Annotated in this window: 17 protein-coding genes and 3 pseudogenes; 10 read left to right on the top strand and 10 right to left on the bottom strand. The window is 75.0% G+C overall.

The features are described 5' to 3' along the window. Nucleotides 1–278: 278 nt before the first annotated feature. Nucleotides 279–712 (top strand): annotated as a pseudogene (locus CHF15_RS20650) (cysteine hydrolase family protein); the annotation flags it as partial. A 65-nt stretch (nt 713–777) separates the two neighbouring features. Here the strand turns inward: CHF15_RS20650 and CHF15_RS45760 are convergent. After that, nucleotides 778–990 carry a hypothetical protein gene (locus CHF15_RS45760; RefSeq protein WP_245938948.1) on the bottom strand — a complete coding sequence of 71 codons (213 nt, stop codon included), beginning with the start codon at nt 988–990 and terminating at the stop codon, nt 778–780. On the opposite strand from CHF15_RS45760, the gene CHF15_RS45765 reads away from it, so the two are divergent. After that, nucleotides 923–1,144, top strand: coding sequence for a hypothetical protein (locus tag CHF15_RS45765; protein WP_245938947.1), 222 nt, complete (start codon nt 923–925; stop codon nt 1,142–1,144). The genes CHF15_RS45760 and CHF15_RS45765 overlap by 68 nt on opposite strands. Here the strand turns inward: CHF15_RS45765 and CHF15_RS20660 are convergent. Then, nucleotides 1,110–1,927: pseudogene (locus CHF15_RS20660) on the bottom strand (SigB/SigF/SigG family RNA polymerase sigma factor); the annotation flags it as partial. The gene CHF15_RS45765 and the pseudogene CHF15_RS20660 overlap by 35 nt on opposite strands. Nucleotides 1,928–2,292: 365 nt before the next feature. Between CHF15_RS20660 and CHF15_RS20665 the strand changes: the two are divergent. Together CHF15_RS20665 and CHF15_RS20670 are read left to right on the top strand one after the other, a co-directional pair. After that, complete coding sequence (locus tag CHF15_RS20665) at nt 2,293–3,267, top strand: lysylphosphatidylglycerol synthase transmembrane domain-containing protein (protein ID WP_179279888.1); 975 nt, start codon at nt 2,293–2,295, stop codon at nt 3,265–3,267. 185 nt (nt 3,268–3,452) lie between these two features. Then, a complete protein-coding gene (locus tag CHF15_RS20670; RefSeq protein WP_245938937.1) occupies nt 3,453–4,799 on the top strand; it encodes an amidase in 1,347 nt (448 codons plus the stop codon). Nucleotides 4,800–4,829: 30 nt separating this feature from the next. Here the strand turns inward: CHF15_RS20670 and CHF15_RS20675 are convergent, their stop codons facing one another. Then, on the bottom strand, nt 4,830–6,197 hold the full coding sequence (locus tag CHF15_RS20675) for a serine hydrolase domain-containing protein (protein ID WP_089225320.1): 1,368 nt from the start codon (nt 6,195–6,197) through the stop codon (nt 4,830–4,832). A gap of 213 nt (nt 6,198–6,410) precedes the next feature. Here CHF15_RS20675 and CHF15_RS20680 point away from each other — a divergent pair, with 213 nt between their 5' ends. Genes CHF15_RS20680 through CHF15_RS20690 form a run of 3 tightly spaced genes read left to right on the top strand, consistent with a single transcriptional unit; the run spans nt 6,411 to nt 10,371 of the window. After that, nucleotides 6,411–7,103 (top strand): FadR/GntR family transcriptional regulator, encoded by a 693-nt coding sequence (locus CHF15_RS20680; protein WP_089225321.1) that lies wholly within the window; start codon nt 6,411–6,413, stop codon nt 7,101–7,103. Continuing rightward, nucleotides 7,100–8,512 (top strand): hypothetical protein, encoded by a 1,413-nt coding sequence (locus CHF15_RS20685; RefSeq protein WP_089225322.1) that lies wholly within the window; start codon nt 7,100–7,102, stop codon nt 8,510–8,512. Before CHF15_RS20680 ends, CHF15_RS20685 begins: the two co-directional genes overlap by 4 nt. Next, on the top strand, nt 8,509–10,371 hold the full coding sequence (locus CHF15_RS20690; RefSeq protein WP_089225323.1) for a GMC family oxidoreductase: 1,863 nt from the start codon (nt 8,509–8,511) through the stop codon (nt 10,369–10,371). The genes CHF15_RS20685 and CHF15_RS20690 overlap by 4 nt, the downstream gene beginning before the upstream one ends. A 4-nt stretch (nt 10,372–10,375) precedes the next feature. Here CHF15_RS20690 and CHF15_RS20695 read toward each other — a convergent pair whose 3' ends face one another. Beyond that, a complete protein-coding gene (locus CHF15_RS20695) occupies nt 10,376–10,891 on the bottom strand; it encodes a PaaI family thioesterase (RefSeq protein ID WP_089225324.1) in 516 nt (171 codons plus the stop codon). Nucleotides 10,892–10,901: 10 nt separating this feature from the next. After that, nucleotides 10,902–12,569 (bottom strand): aa3-type cytochrome oxidase subunit I, encoded by a 1,668-nt coding sequence (gene ctaD, locus CHF15_RS20700; protein WP_089225325.1) that lies wholly within the window; start codon nt 12,567–12,569, stop codon nt 10,902–10,904. A gap of 95 nt (nt 12,570–12,664) precedes the next feature. Here ctaD and CHF15_RS20705 point away from each other — a divergent pair, with 95 nt between their 5' ends. Next, nucleotides 12,665–13,207, top strand: coding sequence for a sigma-70 family RNA polymerase sigma factor (locus CHF15_RS20705; RefSeq protein ID WP_089225326.1), 543 nt, complete (start codon nt 12,665–12,667; stop codon nt 13,205–13,207). Then, complete coding sequence (locus CHF15_RS20710) at nt 13,204–14,241, top strand: CU044_5270 family protein (protein ID WP_089225327.1); 1,038 nt, start codon at nt 13,204–13,206, stop codon at nt 14,239–14,241. The genes CHF15_RS20705 and CHF15_RS20710 overlap by 4 nt, the downstream gene beginning before the upstream one ends. Before the next feature lie 15 nt (nt 14,242–14,256). On the opposite strand, the gene CHF15_RS20715 is transcribed toward CHF15_RS20710, so the two are convergent. The 4 genes and pseudogenes from CHF15_RS20715 to CHF15_RS20730 form a co-directional block, all read right to left on the bottom strand. Continuing rightward, nucleotides 14,257–15,540, bottom strand: a complete 1,284-nt coding sequence (locus CHF15_RS20715; RefSeq protein WP_089225328.1) for a hypothetical protein — start codon at nt 15,538–15,540, stop codon at nt 14,257–14,259. 273 nt (nt 15,541–15,813) lie between these two features. Continuing rightward, nucleotides 15,814–16,071 (bottom strand): annotated as a pseudogene (locus CHF15_RS20720) (malto-oligosyltrehalose synthase); the annotation flags it as partial. 368 nt (nt 16,072–16,439) lie between these two features. Then, complete coding sequence (locus CHF15_RS20725) at nt 16,440–18,689, bottom strand: family 2 encapsulin nanocompartment cargo protein terpene cyclase (protein ID WP_089225329.1); 2,250 nt, start codon at nt 18,687–18,689, stop codon at nt 16,440–16,442. Nucleotides 18,690–18,821: 132 nt separating this feature from the next. Then, complete coding sequence (locus tag CHF15_RS20730; RefSeq protein WP_089225330.1) at nt 18,822–19,247, bottom strand: DUF7144 family membrane protein; 426 nt, start codon at nt 19,245–19,247, stop codon at nt 18,822–18,824. 142 nt (nt 19,248–19,389) lie between these two features. Between CHF15_RS20730 and CHF15_RS20735 the strand changes: the two genes are divergently transcribed. Further along, a complete protein-coding gene (locus CHF15_RS20735) occupies nt 19,390–19,986 on the top strand; it encodes an HhH-GPD-type base excision DNA repair protein (RefSeq protein ID WP_089225331.1) in 597 nt (198 codons plus the stop codon). 2 nt (nt 19,987–19,988) lie between these two features. On the opposite strand, the gene CHF15_RS20740 is transcribed toward CHF15_RS20735, so the two are convergent. Further along, nucleotides 19,989–21,539, bottom strand: a complete 1,551-nt coding sequence (locus CHF15_RS20740; protein ID WP_089225332.1) for a helicase HerA-like domain-containing protein — start codon at nt 21,537–21,539, stop codon at nt 19,989–19,991. Nucleotides 21,540–21,613: the final 74 nt, after the last annotated feature.

The raw sequence follows: 21,613 nt of genomic DNA on the forward strand, positions 1-21,613 counted from the left end.
GGGGCACGGCACTGGTCGGACCCGCGAGGCTGGCGAAGCTACCAGCCGGGCCGCGGCCTCCGGGTCCGCGACGCCGCGCGTGCCGCGGCGTGCCGCCCGTGCGGCCCAACGGGCCCCGCGCGCCGCCCGCCGAGGGGACCGGCCGCCCGCCTGACCTGGGCACCGTGCCCGGCGCGGGCGTACGCTGCCCGGCGCCCCCTCCCCCACCCGAGGACGTCCAGGCATGCACGGCACCGGCGACGCCACCGCGCTCGTGGTCGTCGACATGATCGCGGCGGCTGATCTCCCGGGCCCGGGAGGAGGGCGTGGACGTCGTCTACGTCAACGACGACTTCGGCCGCCGGCGCTCGCACCACGACGAGATCCTCGACATCGCCCTCGACGGCCCGCAGGCCGACCTGGTGGAGCCGGTACGCCCCGACGCGGATTCGCTGTTCGTCGTGAAGGCCCGGCACTCGATCTTCTTCCAGACCCCGCTGGAGTACCTGCTGGGGCAGTTGGGGGTGGGCCGCCTGGTGCTGTGCGGGCAGGTCACCGAGCAGTGTGTGCTCCACTCCGCGCTCGACGCGCACATCCGCCACGTGCCCACCGTCGTCGCCCCGACGCCGTGGCGCACATCCACCGGGACCTCGCGGACGCCGCGCTGCGGATGACGGAGCGCAACATGGGCATCCTCGTCACTCCCTCGTCCGGGATCGCGCTGCGCGGCTGAGTCCGGACCGCCGGGCCGTCACCTCCGGTACCCGTATGGGAACGTGCATTCGGGGCACCCGGACGTCAGGAGGTGCTGACGATGGTCCCCCTGCCGGCCGGTCCCGAGGACGACGCGGACAGCGAGGTGGGACGGCTGCGCGCGGAGAACGAGCAGTTGCGTCGCGCGCTGGGCAGCCGGTCGGTCATCGACCAGGCCGTCGGCATGGTGATGGCGCTGACGCCCTGCCCCGGGGACGCGGCCTGGGCGGTCCTCGTCCGGGCCTCCCAGTACGGCAACGTCAAACTCCGTGACGTCGCGGCCGCGCTCGTGGCGAGCGCGGCGGGCCGGCCGCTGCCGGCGGACGTCCACCGCGCCCTGCTGCGGGCCCGGCGTCCCCGGTCCGCTCGGCCGCCTCGACCTCCTCGCGAAGCCGGCGGCAGGTGCGGGTGATCAGCCGGGAGACGTGCATCTGGGACAGGCCCAGCTGATCGGCTATCTGGGTCTGCGTCATGTCCCGGAAGAACCGCAGGTAGAGGATCTGCCGTTCGCGTGGGGGAAGTTCGCGCAGCCGCGGTGCGACGGCCACACGGTCCACGACGAAGTCGAGGCAGGGGTCCTCCGACCCCAGGGTGTCGAGGAAGGTGCGGCCCTCCGCGCCGGGGGTGGCGGAGTCCAGGGAGGCGGGGGCGAAGCTGTCGATGGCCTCCATGGCGGCCAGCACCTCCTTCTCGCTCATCCGCGCGTGCGCGGCGATCTCGGCGACGGTGGGGGTGCGGCCCCGCGTCCCGAGGAGTTCGTGGCGCACGGTGCGGACCCGGCTGCGCAGTTCCTGGACCCTGCGGGGGACGTGCACGCCCCACATGTGGTCGCGGAAGTGGCGTTTGACCTCACCCACGATCGTGGGGACGGCGAAGCTCTCGAAGGCGCTGCCGCGTGCGGGGTCGTAGCGCCGCACGGCCTTCACCAGGCCGAGCGCGGCGACCTGCCGGAGGTCCTCGGTGGACTCCCCGCGGTGCAGGAAGCGCCGCGCGAGCGTTCGGACATCGGGATCCAGGCGATGACGACCTGCTCGCGCAGGGCCTCCTTCTCCGGCCCTTCCGGGAGGGCCGCGATCCGCCGCAGGGCCTCGGCGGTGTCCGGGGCGTCGTCGTGCGGACGCGTACGGGCACCCGGGGGCGGGTGCGGCGGCGGGTACGGATGCGGATGCCTGGTGCGGGGCTTTCGGGCGGCCATGGTCGTCCTGCGCCTTCCTGCGGGGTCCGGGCGCCGCGCCGCGCAGGGCGTGCCGTACGGAAGGACACGCTCCGCGCTCCGGGGGCCCTGGCGGGGCGCCCCGCGCGTGCGTGCCTCCGTTCCGAAGCACGGGGATCGCCTGCCCGGGAAGGCGGTGCACAAACCCCCCGCGGAGTCCCGGCGTTGACCGCCCCTCGGCATCCGGCGGCGGGCCCCGGCACCGAGGGCGGCGGCCCATGAAGCCGTTCCGCCATCCGGGGACGGGCCGGACGTCAGCCGCAGGACACCCGCAGGTCGCGCGGACAGGGCATGAAGGGGCGACAACACCTGCGGACAGGCGCACGACGCGCGGGGGCGACCGGACCATGGGCATCACCACCACGACGACTCCACACCTCCTGAGCGGCGCGACCCTGCGCCGGATCGCCTGCCTGGCCCCGATCGCGCTGGTCGGGTGGTGGGTGGCCCGGCACTGGCAGCTGATCGCCGACGGGGGCCGCGGATTGCTGGACGCCAACCGGGGCTGGCTGCTGGCCGCCGTCGCGGCGACCGGACTGGCCTGGGTGGCGGTGTCGTTCATGCGGCAGGGCACGGTCCTGGAACGGCTGCCGGCGGGACGGCTGCTGGCGACGCAGTTCGCCGCGGGCGCCGCGAACCACCTGCTGCCCGCCGGCATCGGGGCGAGCGCGGTCAACCTGCGCTTCATGCGGGCGTGCGGGCTGCCGCCCGCCCGGTCGGCGGCGGCCATCGCGCTGTACTTCCTGGCCGAGTGCGTCGGCCGCGGGACGCTGCTGGCGGTGCTGCTCGTCGTGTTCCCGCACGCGCTGCGGCTCGACGGGCTGCTGCCGAACGGCGTCTCCGTACCGGTCGGCCCGACGGCGGGGGCGGCGGCCGGGGTCTGCGCGGTCGCGACGGTCGTACTGGTCGCCGTGCCGCGGCTGCGGCAGGTGGTGCGTACCTTCCTGGCCACGGCGTTCACCGACGCGCGGACGCTGCACGCCCGGCCGTCGAGGGCCCTCGCGCTGTGGGGCGGCTCGCTCGCCTTCCCCGCCCTGCAGGCGGCCGGCCTCGTCGCGGTCACGATGTCCCTGGGCGTCCCGGTGCCGTTCGCCCATGTCGCCCTCGCCTACCTGGTGGCCAGCGTCGCGGCGGCGGCGCTGCCCACCCCCGGTGGCGTCGGCTCCGTCGACGCGGCCCTCGTGGTGGCCCTCGTCGCCACGGGCGCCTCGCTCGCCGCGGCCACCTCGGCCGTGCTCGGCTACCGCATCGTGACGGTCTGGCTCCCCCTCGTTCCCGGCGCGCTGGTCCTGGGCGCGCTGGTCCGCCGCAAGGTGGTCTGACGCCCGCGCCCCACCCGCGAAAACCCCGTGGTAGCGGCCCTGCGGCGCGTGCCACGCTGGCCGCGGCGACCGCGAAAGCAGGTCAAAGGGTCAACGGGGCGGCGCGGGAGGGCGGAACGCTGGAGCTGCACGAGTACGCGGAGCGGGACGCGACCGCGCTGCGGGAGCTGATCCGGTCCCGGGAGGTGAGCGCGGGCGAGGTGGAGGCCGTCGCCCGCAGGGCGCTGGAGGCGGCGGGGGCCGAGCTCAACGCGCTGACGCTGCCGCTGTTCGACCCCGCTCCCGCGTACCGCGCGGACGGGCCGTTCGGCGGGGTGCCCTTCGTGGTCAAGGACGGCGGGCCGTTCGTGCGGGGGGTGCCCTTCACCCTGGGCAGCCGCGCGCTGCGGGGTGCCGTGGCGGACGCGGACCACGATCTGATGGCCCGGTTCCGGGAGGCCGGCTTGGTGGCGCTCGGCCAGAGCACCGCGCCGGAGTTCGGGCTGAGCTTCGCCACGGAGCCGGTCCGGTACGGGCCGACGCGCAACCCCTGGGACCCGGCGCGCGGGGTGGGCGGTTCGAGCGGTGGCTCGGCCGCGCTGGTCGCCGCGGGGGCGGTGCCACTGGCGCACGCCAACGACGCGGGCGGTTCGATCCGCATCCCGGCGTCCTGCTGCGGGCTGGTCGGGCTCAAGCCGAGCCGGGGGCGCACCCCGTGCGGGCCGCTCGCGGGCGAGGCGGCGTTCGGGCTCCAGGTGGAGTTCGCCGTGACCAGGACGGTACGGGACGCCGCAGCGCTGCTCGACGCCGTGGGCGGGCCCTCGTACGGCGACAAGTACCCCCTCCCGGCGCCCCCGGTGCCGTACGCGCGGGCGGTGCGCACCGACCCGGGGCGGCTGCGGATCGCCGTGACCACCGCCGCGTGGACGGGCACACCCGTGGACGCGCAGGTCGCCTCGGTCACCGTCGACGCGGGCAAGGTGCTGGAGTGGATCGGGCACCACGTCACCGAGGACGCGCCGCGCCTGGACGCGGAGGACCTCGTGGAGGCCACCGCGCTGGGCGCGTTCGCCAGTGGCGGCGCGCTGCTGCGGGCGGCGCCGCGCATGGACCGCTCGCTGCTGGAGGCGGTGTCGCGGGCGGTGCTCGCCGAGACCGAGGCGTGCACGGCGCTCGGGCTGATGGCGGCGATCGACGCCCAGCACCGGGTGACCCGCGCGGCGGGGCGCTTCTTCGCCGGGTACGACCTGCTCGTCACGTCGACGCTGGGCGCGCTCCCCGCGCCGCACGGCACCCTCGGCCACGACGACCCCCGCCACACGGTGCGCTCGTGGCTGCGCGAGCTGTTCGCGTACGGGCCGTTCACGGCGGCCTTCAACGTCTCGGGCCATCCGGCGGTCAGCCTGCCGCTCGGCCAGAGCCGCGAGGGGCTGCCGGTCGGGGTGCAGCTGGTCGCCGCCCAGGGCCGCGAGGACCTGCTGCTGGCCGTGGCCGCGCAGCTGGAGCAGGCCGTCCCGTGGCGGGACCGCAGGCCGCCGTTCGCGGTGGGCTGAGCCCCTCCACGCCGCCGGGGCGGCGGGCGCTCAGCTGCTGCTCGGGCTGGTGCCGGTGCCGTTGGTGGGCGGGAACGCGTAGACGTGGGCCGGGGTGACGATCTTGGTGATCGCCTCGGCGAAGAGGCTGCTGGGCTCGCTGCCGCCCACGGCGGTGTCGGTGTTGAGCAGTACGACCATGGTCGCCTTGGCTCCGGGCAGGTACACCGCGGTGCTCTGGTAGCCGGGCAGCGAGCCGTTGTGCCCGATCCAGCCGTGGTTGTCGAAGAGGCCGAGGCCGTAGCCGATCCCCGGGTACGAGGTGGGGCGGAAGGTCGTGCGCTGCGCCTGGGTCGCCTTGCCGAGCAGGGTGCCGTCGGCCACGATGCGGGCCCAGGCCTGCAGGTCCTGCTGGTCGGAGATCATGGCGCCGGCCGCCCACGCCCAGGAGGGGTTCCAGTCCGTGGCGTCGGCCTCCTTCCCGTCCTTGGTCTGGCGGGTGTAGCCGTGGGCGTGCGGGTTCGGGAAGGCGCGCCCCGCGGGCAGGACGGTGTGCTTGAGCTTGGCCGGATCGAGCACGTTGCGCTGCAGGTAGTCGCCGAAGGGCAGACCGCTCGCCTTCTCGATCACCAGGCCCAGCAGGACGGTGTTGGTGTTGGAGTACTGGAAGCGGGAGCCGGGACCGGACGGCGAGGGGTGCTGGAAGGCGTAGGCGAGGAGTTCGGCGGGGACGAACTCCCTGTCGGGGTCGGCCTTGAGGGCCTTCTGGAAGTTCGGGTCGTCGGTGTAGTTGTAGAGGCCGCTGCGCATCTCGGCGAGCTGCCGCAGGGTGATGCCGTCGCCGCCGGGCACGCCGTCCACGTACCGGGAGACGGGGTCGTCGAGCCCGGCCTTCTTCTGGTCGACCAGGGTCAGCAGCGCCGTCACGGTGAAGGTCTTGGTCTCGCTGCCGATCCGCATGTAGAGGTCGGGCGACATCCGCGCCTTCGACTTCCGGTCGGCCACGCCGAGGGCGCGTACGTAGGAGCCCTTGCCCTCGGCCCACAACCCGACGCTCACGCCGGGCACTCCGGTCTTCTTCAGGGTGTCCTCGAGCGCGCCGTCGAGCTTCCCGACGACCTCGCCGGAGAGCGCCGGGAAGTCCCCGCCGGCGGGCGAGCCGCTGGGCGAGGCCTGCGCGGGGGAGGCGGACGCGGGGGAGGCGGAGGACGGGCCCGCCGTGCGGCCCGGCTCCTCGGCCCGCGCCACCGGCGAGGCCGGCGCGGACGTCGCCGTCCGGGAGCCCTCGGGGGCGCGGGTGGTGTCCGCGGGCCCGCCGCACGCCAGCGCCGTGGGGAGCGCGGCGGCGGCGAGGGCCGTCGCGAGGGCCCTCCGCACGGTGCTGCGGAACCTGGGCGGACGGGCGCACGGGTGCGTCATGTCAGTGTCCTTCGGCCGTGGGGACGGGGCGGGATCGGGCGGGGCCGGGCTGGGCGAGGGCACGCCATCGCGAACGTAAGCCGACCGCCGCGGTGCGGCGACCGGACGGCGGGTGCCGCGCGGCCGGGCGGGTGACGGCCGCAGCGGGGGCGGGTCTTGACGGTGCGTCGGCTCATTGGTTGAGTGGCTCATCCACTGAACCATGGAGGTGTGATGGAAGCGCTGCCGCGCACGTCGATCGTGGACGTCCTGGAGGACCGCATCCGCGAGGAGATCCTCACCGGCCGCCGCCCCGCGGGAAGCCTGCTGCCGCCCGAACGCACGCTGGCCGAGGGGTACGGCGTCACCCGCACCACCCTCAAGCACGCCTTCGGGCGGCTGGTGCAGGCCGGACTGCTGGAGACCCGGCACGGCGTCGGGACCCGGGTGCGGGACTACGAGCGCCTCGGCGGCGCCGACCTGCTGCCCATGCTCGTCCGGCACGACGCCCGCTGGCTCTCCGAGATCTTCGAGGTGCGGCGCGGGGTGGGCGCCCTGATCGCCGGCGCCGCGGCGAACCGGGCGGGCGGCGCCGCGCGGACCCGGCTGCGGGAGCTGGTGGAGGCGGTGCGCACGGCCGGGGACCCGGACGCGGTGCAGCTCGCGGACGCCGAGGTGCACCGGGCCCTGGCCCGCGCCACCGGCAACCGTGTCTACGTGCTCCTCACGAACACCCTCTTCAACGCCTACCTGCCGATGCGCCGGCACCTCGCGGGCCCCTTCCAGGACGCGGAGGAGGCGTACGGGCGGCTGGCGCCGGTGGTCGCCGCGGTGGAGGAGGGCGACGGCGCGGCCGCCCGCGCGGCGGCGGAGGCGTACCTGGCGGCGACCGAGGAGATCATGCGCGAGGGGCTGAAGTCCCGGTGAGCGCGGCACGGGGGACGGTCTTCGCCGAGACCATGACGGGCACCGTACGGCTGCGCGGGGAGGACCGGGAGCGGCCGGTGCGGCTGGAGCTGACGGCGCGCAGCGAGGACCTGCTGCTGCCGCACCGCACGACCGCGGCCCTCGTCACCGGACGGCTGCGTGTCGCGGGCCGCGCCGACACCGCCGTCACCGGCACGCTGGAGGTCTCCCCGCTGGCCCGGCGGCGCATCCACTACCGGCTGGAGTGCGAACTCGACGGTGAGCGCTGCCTGCTGGAGGGCTGGAAGTCCGTCACCCCGCGGCGGCCGCTGGCCTCGATGACCACGCTGCCCTTCACCCTCACCGCCGGGGACGGCCCGGAGCCGGCCGGCACGGGCACCCTGCGCTTCCGCACGGCGACCTCGCTCGCGCCCTTCCTGGCGAGCTTCCGCTTCCCGCGCCGGGACGACCCCCGGGCGCAGTGGGCACCACGCTGGGACGGCACCGCGGGCCGCACCGAGGTCTGGTACACCACGGCCACCGACCCGGCGACGGGCACCGGGCTGTGGCTCCACCACGAACTCGTCGCCCCCGCCGACGGCTCCCCCGCCTTCGCCCACGGCTGGGCCGCCGTCTTCCCTCCGCAGGGCAAGGGCCCCGTGGAGCACGCCCGCTTCGGCCCGCTGCCCTGGGGTCCGGCGAAGGGCGCCGGGGGCTTCACTGCGGACGGGGTCGAGGCCGTGCCCGGCCGGCTGCGGGGCACGGCGGGCGGGCTCTCCTGGGACCTCACCGAGGACGCCGGCGGCGAGCGGCCGCTGTACACCTTCCCGCGCTGGTCGTGGCGGCACCCGCTGCTGCCCGCCGCGCAGATCGTGCCCTCGCCCCGCGCCCGGTACACGGGCACCGTCCGCCACGGCACGTCCGAACTCGCGCTGCGCGCCGCCCCGGGGGCCTCGGCCCGCATCTACGGCCACGGCAACGCCCGGCGCTGGGCCTGGCTGCACGCCGACCTCGGCGACGGGGACGTGCTGGAGGTCGTCGCCGCCGTCTCCACACGCCCGGGCCTGGACCGGCTGCCGCCGCTGGTCTTCCTCCGGCTGCGCAAGGACGGCCGCGACTGGCCGCGCGGCGGTCTGCGCCCGGCGCTGGGGCGCGCCGGCCTCGGCCGCTTCACCGCCGACATCGGCCTGCCGCGCTGGACGGTGACGGGCCGCGCCGGCGGGCGGCGGATCGCCGTACGGGTCGACCAGCCGGCCGAGCGCACCCTCGCCCTCGACTACGCCGACCCCGACGGCTCCCCCGCCGTGTGCCGCAACAGCGAGACCGCCGACGCCCATGTGGTGCTGGAGCGCCGGGGCCGCGGCGGCTGGCGCACCGAGGCGCAGTGGACGCTCGCCGGCACCGCCCACGCCGAAGTGGGCGACCGGTGAGCGCCGCCGTCCGCGGCCTGGTCGCCGCGCTGCTCGCCGACGCGGGCGACGGCGGCTGGCCCGCGGGGGTGCCGCGTCGGCTGGACGGCCTCCTGGCGGCGATGCCCGCGCGGACCCGGCACGGCTTCCGCGCCGCGGCGGCCGCGGTGGACGCCTACGCGGCGGCGCGCACTGGCCGGCGGCTGGACCGGCTGGGCCCGGGGGAGCGGGAACGGGTGCTGGCGGGGCTGGCCGCGCGGCCCGCGCTGCTGCCCCTGCTCGACGTGGTGAAGGTGCCGGTGCTGCTGGCGGCGGGCACCGAGCGGCTGCTGGCGGAGCCGCCCCGCGCCGCGGCGCCCCCGGCCCCGCAGGACCCGCCGCTGGACTGCGTCCCCGCCGGCGAGTGGCCGGACCGCTCCCGCGCGGACGCCGTCGTCGTCGGCTCGGGCGCCGGCGGGGCGATGGCGGCACGCACCCTGGCGCGGGCGGGCCTGCGGGTGGTCGTCCTGGAGGAGGGCCGGCGGCACACCACGGCGGAGTTCGGACGGCGGGCCCCGCTCGACCGGTTCGCCGAGCTGTACCGCGACGGCGGAGCCACCGTCGCGCTCGGCAGCCCCCCGATGGTCGTGCCGACCGGGCGCGCCGTCGGCGGCACGACGGTCGTCAACTCCGGTACCTGCTACCGCACTCCGGACCGGGTGCTGGCCCGGTGGCGCGAGGAGTACGGGCTCGGGGATCTCGCGGACCCGGTGGCCTTCGGCGCGTACCTGGACGAGGTGGAGCGCACCCTGCGGGTGGCCCGCCAGCCGCGCGACGTGCTGGGCCGCAACGGCACTCTCGCCCTGCTCGGCGCGGACGGGCTCGGCTGGCGGGCCGCGCCCCTGCGGCGCAACGCCCCCGGGTGCCGGGGGTCGTGCCAGTGCGTGGTGGGCTGCCCGTCCGGGGCGAAGCAGAGCGTCCAGCTGTCCGTGCTGCCGCAGGCGTGCGCGGCCGGGGCCCGGATCGTCACCGGGGCCCATGTGCGGCGTGTGCTGACCGAGCCCGACCGGCCCGGCGGCCCGCGCGCCTGCGGGGTGGCGGTACGGCGCCCGGACGGCAGCGAACTGGAGATCCTCGCCCCGCTGGTCGTGGTGGCCGCGGGCGCGCTGCGCACTCCCCCGCTGCTGCGCCGTTCCGGCCTCGGCGGGCACCCGCGGACCGGCCGCAACCTGGCCGTGCACCCCGCGACCAGCGTCGCCGGGCGGTTCGCCGAGCCGGTCGCGGACGGCGGGCCGGCGGTGCTGCAGAGCGTCGGCGTGGAGGAGCTGCACGAGGACGGCATCCTCGTCGAGGCGACCGCGCCGCCGCCCGGCATGGGCTCGTTCGTGCTGCCGGGCGTCGGCCGGGAACTGCGCGCGGAACTGGAGGACTCCGGACGACTGGCCACCCTCGGCGCGATGATCGCGGACCGGCCCGGCGGACGCGTCCTCGGCCGCGAGGGCGCCCTGCTCCGCTACGACCTCGACCCCCGCGACGGCCGCCGTCTGCTGCGCGCCGTCCGCGCGATGGGCGACCTGCTCTTCGCCGCCGGGGCCGAGGAGGTCCTCACCGGCGTCCCCGCCGCCCCGCGGGCCCGTACCCGGCGGGAGTTCGCGGCGGCCCTGGAGGGGGTCACGGCACGGAAGCTGCACCTGTCGGCCTTCCACCCCACGGGGACGGTGGCGCTCGGCGCGGACCCGCAGGTGGCGCCCGCCGACCCCACGGGCCGGCTGCGCGGTGTCCACGGGGTTCTGATCGCCGACGCCTCGGCGCTGCCCAGCTGCCCCGAGGTGAACCCGCAGCTCAGCATCATGGCGCTGGCCCTGGCGGTCGGCGAGGGCGCGGTGCGGGCGGCCGGCTGAGGGATCAGCCGGCCCGGAGCACCGCGCAGGTCGTCGTGCCGTGGGCGTAGAGCTTCCCGTCGGCCGTGCCGGTCACCCGCGCCTCGGCGGTGGCCGTCGTCCGTCCGACGTGGAGCGCCACGCCCTCGCAGCGCAGCGTGGATGTGCCGGGGAGCACCGGCCGGATCAGGTGCACCCCCAACTGCACGGTGGTGTACGCGGATCCGGCCGGGAGCCGGCTCATCACGGCCGAGCCGAGAGCGGAGTCCAGCAGGGTGGCGAGGAAACCGCCGTGCACCGTGCCCATCGGGTTGAGCAGGTGGTCCCCGGGGTCGCCCTCGAAGACCGCGCGCCCGTCGCCGACCCCGACGAGACGGAAGCCCAGGGTGCTCATGATCGAGGCCTCGGGGAAGAGGCCGTCGATCGCGCCCTGCAGGACCTCGCGACCGGTCATCTCCAGGAGCTCGGGGGTGGGTTCGGGGCGCGGCTCCCAGGTGTGGGTGCGCGAGCGGGTGGCGGTGGCGGCCTCGTACGTGGTCATGGCACCGACGCTAGGCGTCGGCCGGGGTCGCCGGGAGTGGCGCATCCGGCAGCTTGGATACCGTTCCCGACACCATGGGTGCGGCGTGGTGCAGGTCGAAGGCGGGCGATTCGGACCGGATGCGGGGCAGGGAGCGGAAGTTGTGCCGCGGCGGCGGGCAGCTCGTCGCCCACTCCAGGGAACGGCCCCAGCCCCAGGGGTCGTCGGTCCCGACCGGCTCGCCGTACTTGGCCGTCTTCCACACGTTGTAGAGGAACGGCAGGAACGACAGGCCCAGCAGGAAGGAGCTGATCGTCGAGACGGTGTTGAGCGTGGTGAAGCCGTCCGCCGCCAGGTAGTCGGGGACGCGCCGCAGCATGCCCTGCGTGCCCAGCCAGTGCTGGACGAGGAAGGTGCCGTGGAAGCCGGTGAACAGCGTCCAGAAGGTGATCTTGCCCAGGCGCTCGTCGAGCATCTTGCCGGTGAACTTCGGCCACCAGAAGTGCAGCCCGGAGAACATGGCGAAGACGACGGTGCCGAAGACGACGTAGTGGAAGTGCGCCACCACGAAGTAGGTGTCGGAGACCTGGAAGTCCAGCGGCGCGGACGCCATGATCACCCCGGTGAGGCCGCCGAAGACGAAGGTCACGAGGAAGCCGGTCGCCCAGAGCATCGGCGTCTCGAAGCTCAGCGAGCCCTTCCACATCGTGCCGATCCAGTTGAAGACCTTCACCCCGGTCGGCACCGCGATGAGCAGCGTCATGAAGGAGAAGAAGGGCAGCAGCACCCCACCGGTGACGTACATGTGGTGCGCCCAGACCGTCGCCGACAGCCCGGCGATGGAGATCGTCGCCGCGATCAGGCCGGTGTAGCCGAACATGGGCTTGCGCGAGAAGACCGGTATGACCTCGCTGACGATCCCGAAGAAGGGCAGCGCGATGATGTAGACCTCGGGGTGGCCGAAGAACCAGAACAGGTGCTGCCACAGCAGCGCCCCGCCGTTCGCCGGGTCGAAGATGTGCGCCCCGAACTTCCGGTCCAGCTCCAGCGCGAGGAGCGCCGCGGCCAGCACCGGGAAGGCCATCACCACCAGCACTCCGGTGAGCAGGACGTTCCAGGTGAAGATCGGCATCCGGAACATCGTCATACCGGGGGCGCGCATGCAGACGACCGTGGTGATGAGGTTGACCGCGCCGAGGATGGTCCCGAAGCCGGACAGCGCCAGCCCCATGATCCACAGGTCGCCGCCCACGCCCGGTGAGTGCACCGCGCTCGACAGCGGCGCGTAGGCGAACCAGCCGAAGTCCGCCGCGCCCTGCGGGGTGAGGAAACCGCCCACCGCGATCAGCGAGCCGAACAGGTAGAGCCAGTACGCGAGCATGTTGAGCCGGGGGAACGCGACGTCCGGCGCGCCGATCTGCAGCGGCATGATCCAGTTCGCGAAACCGGAGAACAGCGGGGTCGCGAACATCAGCAGCATGATCGTGCCGTGCATCGTGAACAGCTGGTTGAACTGCTCGTTCGACATGACCTGCAGCCCCGGACGGGCGAGTTCCGCGCGCATCAGCAGGGCCATCACCCCGCCCCCGCAGAAGAAGGCGAACGCCGTACCGAGGTAGAGCGTGCCGATGGCCTTGTGGTCGGTCGTGGTCAGCCATGCCACGGCGGACGCCGTGCGTCGCGGGAACGTGAGACTCATGCCCGGTAGGTGTCCGGGCCCGGCCGCGTCGTCACCCGGGGAACATCACATCGGCGGGGTGTGATGATCGGTCCCATGGCGGACACCAAGCGGTCATGAGCACGGACGAGACGCAGTCACAGGCGTTCGCCGCTGCCTACCGCGAGCACTACTGGGCGGTCAGCCGCTACGTCGCCCGGCGGACGGCCGGGCGGCAGGCGTACGACGAGGTGGAGGAAGTGGTGGCGGAGGTGTTCGCCGTCGCCTGGCGGCGCCGCGCCGAGCACCCCTCGTACTCGCTGCCCTGGCTGTACGGCGTCGCCCGCAACTGCATGGCGAACAGCGTGCGCGGGCAGGGGCGGCGGCGCAGGCTGCTGGACCGGATCGGGAACCACGAGACGGCCCACGGCACGCACCTGGTCCCGAGCCCGGGCACCGACGCGCCCGGCTCCTGGGTGCACGAGGCGCTGGGCCGGCTCGCGGCGACCGACCAGGAGGTGCTGCGGCTCACCGCCTGGGAGGAGCTGGACGTCGGGGAGCTGGCGGTGGCCCTCGGCTGCGGGCGCTCCGCGGCCGCCATGCGCCTGCACCGGGCGCGCCGCAGACTCCGCGAGCAGATCGACCGCATGGGGATGACCGTGACCCAGGAGGGGCCATGACCGACGAGCCGGAGCTGGAGCTGCTGCGCCGGGCCGATCCCGTGCCGGCCGGTGATCCGCGCTGGCGCGACCGCCCGCTGGACGCCCGGGCCGAACTCGGCCTGCGGCGGCTGCTGGCCGCCGAAGCGGCGTCCGAAGGGGCCGCCGCGTCCGCGCCCCGCCGGACCGCGCGCCGGCTGGGCGGCCTCGTCACGGGCCTGGCCGCGGTCGCGGCGGCCGTGGTGGCCGTGGTGGCCGTCCTGGTCCTCGTCCTGACCGGGACCGGCACCACCCCGGCGGTCGCCGCCCCCGTCGCGCTGCGTCCGCTGGCCGGTTCGCGGGGGGTCCCGCTGGCCGACGTGGCCGGGGCGGCGCGCGAGGCGGCGGCACGGGGCGGCGGCACGGGCACCCGCCGCGGGAGCCACGTGATGATGTGGAGCATGGGCATGGAGTCGGGCCCGGGCGCCCGCCCGCCCGTGATCCTGCCCGAGGAGCACCTCACCCGCTGGAACGCGGACGGCGGAGGCACCGAACTGGTCGTCGCCACCGACCCGCGGCACCCCGGGAAGCCGGTGATCAGCGACTCCGGCGGCGCCCCGCGCACCGTCGCCGACGGCGCGGTGCTGCACCGCGCCGCCTACCCGCCGGGCACCCTCCCCCCGTACGGCCGGTCCGGGACCGAGCCCCCGGACTCTGCGAAGGAAATGCGGGGGTACCTGTCCCAGGTGTACGGCTGCGCCTGCGCCGACACCCCGGCACTGCTGGACGCGCTGACCTCGCTGCTCCACGACTGGACCCCGGGCCTCTCCGGCACGGCAGCCGTCGACGAGCTCCTCGCCGCCGCCCCGGGCCTGCGGCCGGCCGGCGCCGTCACCGACCGGCTGGGCAGGCCCGGCCAGGCCTACGTCCACGACGCCGACGGGCTGCGCCGCATGATCGTCCTCGACCCCGCCGACGGACGCGTCCTCGGCATCGAGGAGACGTTCACCCGGGACCAGCCCGAGTACCGGGTGAGGGCCGGAGACGTCATGTCGTACCAGGCCTGGATGGACTGACGGCGGCCCGCCGCCTCAGGCGAAGCGGCTGCTGCGCACCGGACCGGACGGGGCGGCCCATTCCCGCGGCCCCCGCGGCCGGCGGCCCGCCAGCCGGGCGGCGAAGGAGCGGAAGACCTCGTCCGTGTCGGGCGGGGTCGCGCCGTCGCCCGGATCCGGGGCCGGGTCGGCGGCGAGGACGTCGCCGGCGATGTCCCGCTCGGCACGGTCGTCGGCGGGGGACGTCCCGACGGAGCCGTCCGGGTCCTGCCGCACCTGCTCGCCCCAGAACGGGACGCAGTGCTGCGCGAGCAGGCCGCTGACGTCGGCGCAGACCGCGGGCGGCCGGGTCCAGCAGGTGGCGTGCTCGTACAGCACCTGGCCCGGGGCGCGGTCGAGGAGCCCGCGGAGCAGGGCGGGGTCGCTGTCGCCCAGGTCGTAGCCGACGACGACGGTGTCCGGGCGGTCCGGCGCGTACGGCTCGACGGGCAGTTCCAGGACCCGGGCCGCGGCCAGGGCCATGATCCGGCTGGAGCGGTCGGGCAGCGCGCAGACCGCCCGCGGTGCGGCCCCGGCGGCCTCGATCGTCAGCCGGAGCCGGTCCAGGCCGAGGCGGCACAGGCCGGGGCTGTCCTGGAGGAAGGCCCAGCGGCCCGTCATGCCGTCGGCGAAACCGTACGGGGAGAGCGTCGCCAGCAGGCCGCCGGTCAGGACGTGGTGCCAGCCGCGCAGGTCGCGGTCGTCCAGCGGGCAGAACCCGGCCACCGCTTCGGCCCGCCCGAGCATCCGGCGCAGGCGTTCCTCGGCGGGCCGCCAGCTCTCGTCGGCCCCGGCCGGCCGGGGCAGCCGGGCGGCCGTGTCGCGGGCGAGCGCCACCTCACCGGCCACCAGGGCGTTGTGGGCCAGCAGATAGCGCTCCGGCCAGGGGGCGAGGTCCGGTTCGCGCGCGCGGAGCAGCTCCGTCGCCTCGGTGTGGCGTTCCTCACGCTCCAGTGCGGCGACCAGCTCGACCAGGACGCGGCGGGAGCCGGGCGCCTCACGCAGCGCCGCGCGCAGTGCGGGCACCGCGAGGAAGGACGCGCCGTCCTCGACGCAGGCGTAGCCGTACGCGTACAGCTCCTGTGCGCCGCGTGGCTCCGCGGCCAGCGCGGCGGCCGCGGAGGCGAGGGCGTCGAGGCCGGAGAGCCGGGCGACACCCTGGACGAGGGGGGCGAGCCGGGCGGGGTCGGTGGTCTCCGCGTGGGCCCGCAGTTCGCGGATGGCGCCACGGGCGTCGCCGGCGTCGACCAGCCGGCGTATCGCGGTCAGTGCTTCGTTCACGGTGTCGGTCCTCCTGTGTCCGTGCAGGGCGGGGCGGCCGGGGTGTCTCCGGCTGCGGGCGGGGAGGGACCGTGCGCGAGGGGGTCCGGCGGCAGGGCCGGCACCTCGGGGCTCACCGGTGCGGGCGGCGCGCGCCCTTTCCGTGGCAGTGGCTTTCGGTCATGTGCGGGATCGTCACATCCCCCGCCCGGCAGGGCAAACGATTTGCGCCGCCGGGCCGGCCGTACCGCGACCCGGCAGGTCCGGAGCCGGACAGGACCAGGCACAGGGGGTCAGCCGCAGCAGGGTGGCGTGGGTGGCGGCGAAGACCTCGTCGTCCTCGACGCGGACCGCGATGAGTTCGGAGACGGTGAGGAAGCGCCGGCGGTTCGGCTCGGTACGGGGCTGCCGCCACCAGGCGAGCCCGTACCACTGCAGCTCCTCGGTGCCGGGGCGCAGGGGGAAGGCGTGGTCGTGGCAGCGCGGCACCCTCTCGCCGGCGGCGCGGTCGCGTTCGACGCGCAGGACGGGCAGCACCTCCTCCAGCGGGCCGCACGAAGCCCACGCCTCCGCCGCCACCGGCCCGACCGCGGCCGTCGCGAAGCGGCCCGCACCGGCCACCCCTCGTCCGCCAGCCACACACCGCGGGCCGAACACACCCCCACACGGCGACCCGGCGAAGGGCAGGATGGCGCGCGGCCAGGACTGCCAGGTACGCCTCGGGCAGCACCTCCTCCAGCGGGCCGCACGAAAGACGCGCCTCCGCCGCCACCGACCCGACCGCGGCCGTCGCAATGCGGCCCGCACCGGCCACCCCTCGTCCGCGAGCCACACACCGCGGGCCGAACACACCCCCCGCACGGCGACCCGGCGAAGGGCAGGGTGGCGCGCGCCCGGCGCCCCCTGCCCCGCCCCCGGGGTCAGCGCGCGGCCAGGACCGCCAGGCGTGCCGCCGACGTGCCCAGCCCGGTCGGCCCGGCGGCCAGCCGGGCGCCGACGCCCCCCACCGGGCGGCGCAGTTCCGCCTCGTCGTAGCGGCGGCAGCCGCGGTGCCAGGCCAGGATGCCCGCGAGCCAGTTCTGCAGCTCGCGCACATAGTCGTCCAGCACCGACCGCGCGTCCGCGCCGAGGGCGAAGTCGTCGTACAGCACGGGGAGTTCGTTCTCGGCCACGTGCTGGAACTGCCGCATCCGCTCGGTCATCAGGTCGTGGACGACGGCGAGCGAGGCCTGTTCGTCGCAGTCGAAGAAGTTCTGCACGACCAGCAGGGCGTTGTGGATCTCGCCCTCGTACTCGATCTCCTTCCGGTACGAGAAGACGTCGTTCATCAGGCAGGCGTAGTCGGCGGCGGAGTTCTCCAGCGACCGCATCGGCCCGCTGCGGTAGACCTCCTCCGGCACCGGCGCGCCGTGGCCCAGCCGGCACAGGCTCATCGTCAGTTCGGAACCGAAGGTGTGCCGGCGCATCTCCAGGTAGTCGACGGGGTCGGGGATGCGGTTCTGCGCCGCGTTGGCCAGTTCCCACTGCCAACTCGCCGTCATGTTCTCGACGGCGGTGCGGAAGCGGCGCCGCGCCTGCGGTTCCATCGTCCCGGCCGTCCGCGTCCACAGGTCGGCCAGACTCCGTTCCAGGGCGGTGACCGGGGCCGGGGCCGGGGTGCCGTCGACCGGCATGAAGGCCGACAGCCGCTCGTTGGCCGCGCGGGCGCCGGCCAGATCGCGGGTGCGGCCGTACACGGCGGGGAAGTAGTCGTCGGCGTAGGTGCCCCAGGTGAGCCAGCCCGAGGTGAGGTCCAGCCCCTCGGCGGTCGCGTCGGGGTGGATGCCGGCAGCGCACAGCGGGAAGTCGAAGGCGACCAGCTTGTGTTCGTCCCACACGTGGGAGTGCGGGACCCCGGGCTGCGGCAGCAGCAGGCCCATCCGGTGCGCCCAGTCGACGACATGGCGCCGGGACGCGTCCAGGTGCGGGCTGAGCGCGGCCGGGAAGGGCATGAGGAAGTCGGGCAGCGGGACCGGCCCGGTGCTCCGTGGCGCGTGGGTGAACCCGCGGACGCGGGCCGCCTCGGCGCGGCCGGTGGTCCGTACGGTGCCCGCCGACAGCCCGAGCCCCCCGGGCAGCGCGAACGGCGACCACCCGGCCCCTGGCGCCTCGGCTCCGGCCCCCGCCCCCGCCCCCGCCCCGCCGCCGTTCATGTAGCGGCTGGAGCGCATGTGCCACTCGTGGCCGCCGGACTGCCAGTCCTGCAGGCCCTTGACGTACGCCAGCACCCGCGCGCACTGCACCGGGTCGAGCGCGTGCTCGGCGAAGAGCGGCGGCAGCTCCGTGAGCGCGGTGTTCTCGAACTGCTGCAGCCGTGAGGTCAGCAGGTCGTTGACCGACTCGGCGGCCTCCTGCGTCGTGCAGCCGAGGAAGGTCTCCAGCACCAGTACGCCGTTGCTGAGCTCGCCCTCCTCCTCGGTCTCCCGCTGGTACGAGAAGAGGTCGTTGCGCAGGTGCACCGCGTCGGAGAAGGCGTCCCGCAGCACGAGCAGCGGCCGCGCCCCGGCGACCGCGGCCGGCACCTCCGCCCCGGCGGCGTACTCCACCAGCCCCGCCGACCAGGGCGCGCCGCCGACCTTGCGGCGCATCTCGATGTACTCCACCGGGTTGGGCACCCGGCCCGCGTTGATGTTGGACAGCTCCCACAGGGACTCGTTGAGCAGGTGCTCGGTGCTCTCGGCGAAACGCCTGCGCCAGTCCGCGGACATCGCCGGCACCGTGCGCGCCCACAGGTCGGCGAGGCCCGCCTCCACCGGGTTCCGGGGCTCGGGCATGCCCTGCTCCAGGTCCATCGGCATGAAGGCCTGCAGCCGGTCCAGGTACGCCTTGCCGCCCTCGCGGTCCTGCGTGCGCTTGAACGCCTCCAGGAAGTGGTCGTCGAAGAAGAAGACCCACACGTACCAGTCCGTCACCAGCGACAGGGCCGGCCCGGAGCAGTCCGGGTGCGTGTACGCGCACAGCAGCGCGTAGTCGTGCGAGTCGAGGTCGCCGGTGTCCCAGATGCCCGAGCCCTCGAGCATCCCCATCTCCCGCGCCCACCCTCGGGAGTGCTCCCGGGCCTGCTCCACGTGGGGGTTGAGTCGCGCGGGGTGCGGCAGGTAGAAGTCGGGCAGTTCAAATGGCTGCGTCACTCGTTCAGCGCTACCCGGGGCCACGGGCGCTATCCGGCATGACGGGCAACCCATACGAACGGGTGAAAACACCCCGGGGAAACATCCGGGGCCGGCCCGTACGCCCGGGCCGGCCCCGCTCGTCCGCGGACGTCAGGCCCGCTTGGGGTGCTCCCCCCAGCTCCTGCACAGCGCCCAGATGACGAAGACGTCGATGGCGATGACGATGATCGCCCACACCGGCGTGTACGGCATCCACGCGAAGTTCACGATGATGTTGAACGCCGCCAGGGCGACACCGGCGACCCGGGCCCAGTCGGGGGCGTTCTGGAGCAGGGCGGCACCGACCACGATGACCAGCACGCCGAGCACGAGGTGGATCCAGCCCCAAGCCGTCAGGTTGAACTTGAAGACGTAGTCGCCGAGCCGGACCCAGACGTCGTCCTGGGCGATGGCCGAGATGCCCTCCAGGATCATCACGACACCGGAGACGATGAGCAGCACCCCGGCGAAGGTGGTACCCCCCGACGCCAGCCCCGAGTGAGGGCGCTCGGTGACCGGCTGTGTCTGCTGGCTCATGAGATGGCTCCCGTCCCTCGCTGCCCGGGCTCGCTGCCCGGACACTCCACACGGTCCGCCCGGCCGGTCGGTACGGCCATCCGCGCTGCGCCGTCCGGGTGACCCGCGGGCGGCAAACCCCGGCAGGCGAGATCATCGGTGCATGGCAACGACACTCCACCTCGCCCAGCAGCCCGAGGCCGACGCCCTGCTCTCCCGCAGCCCGCTGGCGGCCCTGGTCGGCATGCTGCTCGACCAGCAGATCCCCATGGAATGGGCCTTCTCCGGCCCCTGGACCATCGCGCAGCGCATGGGCCGCGACGACCTCGACGCCGGGGAGATCGCGGCCTTCGACCCCGAGGCCTTCTCCGAGCTGCTCTCGCAGAAGCCCGCCGTCCACCGCTACCCGGGGTCGATGGCCAAGCGGGTCCAGCAGCTGTGCCAGTACCTCGTCGAGCACTACGACGGTGACGCCGGGGCGGTCTGGCGCGACGTCTCCGACGGCCGCGAGCTGCTGGCCAGGCTCAACGAGCTGCCCGGCTTCGGGAAGCAGAAGGCGCAGATCTTCCTCGCGCTGCTGGGCAAGCAGCTCGGCGTGACGCCGGAGGGATGGCGCGAGGCGGCGGGCGCATACGGGGAGCGGGACTCCCACCGGTCGGTCGCCGACATCACCGGCCCGGAGTCGCTGGACAAGGTGCGGGCCTTCAAGCAGGAGCAGAAGCGGGCCGCCAAGGAGGCGAAGGCCGCGAAGGGCTCTTGACCCTACCGACGGCGGCGCTTGGACGTGCCGAAGAGGGACCGGGTGATCTCCCGCCCGATCTGGGTGCCGATGGAGCGGGCCAGCGACTGGAAGACCCCGCTGCCCATCACCTGCTCCACCATCCCCGTCTCCTCCTGCGGCCGCTCCCGGCGCCCGCGGCCGGCAGGGCCCGGCGGGTACGGCCGCGCGGGAGCCGCCTCGGGCCGTCCGGCCAGCCGCTCGTACGCCGACTCCCGGTCCACCGCCTGCGCGTAGCGCCCGTACAGCGGCGAGTTCCCGATCGCCGCGTCCATCGCCGCCGGATCGGCGGGGCCCATCAGCGACCGCGGTGCCCGCAGCCGCACCGCGGCGACCGGGGTGGGGGCGCCGTCCTCGTCGAGGACGGTGACCACGGCCTCGCCGGTGCCGAGCCCGGTGAGCAGTTCCTCCAGGTCGTACGGCGAGGTGGGGAAGGTGCGCACCGTCGCCTTGAGCGCCTTGGCGTCCTCCGGGGTGAAGGCGCGCAGGGCGTGCTGCACCCGGTTGCCCAACTGGCCGAGCACCTCTGAGGGCACGTCCTTCGGGGTCTGCGTCACGAAGAAGATGCCGACGCCCTTGGAGCGGATCAGCCGCACGGTCTGCGTGATGGCCTCCAGGAAGGCCTTGCTCGCCCCGGTGAAGAGCAGGTGCGCCTCGTCGAAGAAGAACACCAGCTTGGGCCGGTCCAGGTCGCCGACCTCGGGCAGTTCCTCGAAGAGGTCGGCCAGCAGCCACATGAGGAAGGTGGAGAAGAGCTGCGGCCGGTCCTGCACGGCGGGCAGCTCCAGAACGGAGACGACGCCCCGCCCGTCGCCGTCGCTGCGCAGCAGTTCGGCGGTGTCGAACTCCGGCTCGCCGAAGAAGGCCCCCGCCCCCTGTGCCTCGAAGGCCGTCAGCGAGCGCAGGATCACCCCGGCCGTCGCCGGCGGGACCCCGCCGATCCCCTTCAGCTCCGGCTTGCCCTCGTCGGAGGTGAGGAAGGTGACCACGGCCCGCAGGTCCTTGAGGTCCAGCAGTTCCAGGCCCTTGGTGTCGGCGTAGTGGAAGATCAGGCCGAGCGACTGCTCCTGCGTGGTGTTGAGCCCCAGCACCTTGGACAGCAGCACGGGACCGAAGCTCGTCACCGTGGCCCGCAGCGGGATGCCCCGGCCCATGCCGCCGAGGGCGTAGAACTCGGCGGGGCAGCCGGCCGGGCTCCAGTCCTGCCCCACCTCGGCGGCCCGCCGGGCGACGCGGTCGCCGGGCAGGCCCGGGGCGCAGATGCCGGAGACGTCGCCCTTGACGTCGGCGAGGAAGACCGGCACGCCCTGCGCGGAGAGCTGTTCCGCGACGAGTTGGAGCGTCTTGGTCTTGCCGGTGCCGGTGGCGCCCGCGACGAGGCCGTGCCGGTTGAGCACCGCCAGCGGGACGCGCACGGGCGCCCCGGGCAGTGGCCGGTCCTCCCACAGCAGGGCGCCGAGTTCGAGGGCCGGACCGGCGAAGGCGTACCCCTCGGCGATGGCCCGGGCGGCGCCGGGCGGGCTCGGCGTGGTCATGGGCTGCTCCGCTGCTCCCGCTATCACCGTATTTGCCCACCATCGCACTCCTGCGCCGTTGCTGCGCCCGTACG

The organism is Actinacidiphila glaucinigra, assembly GCF_900188405.1.
In the GTDB taxonomy this organism is placed as follows: Bacteria; Actinomycetota; Actinomycetes; order Streptomycetales; family Streptomycetaceae; genus Actinacidiphila; species Actinacidiphila glaucinigra.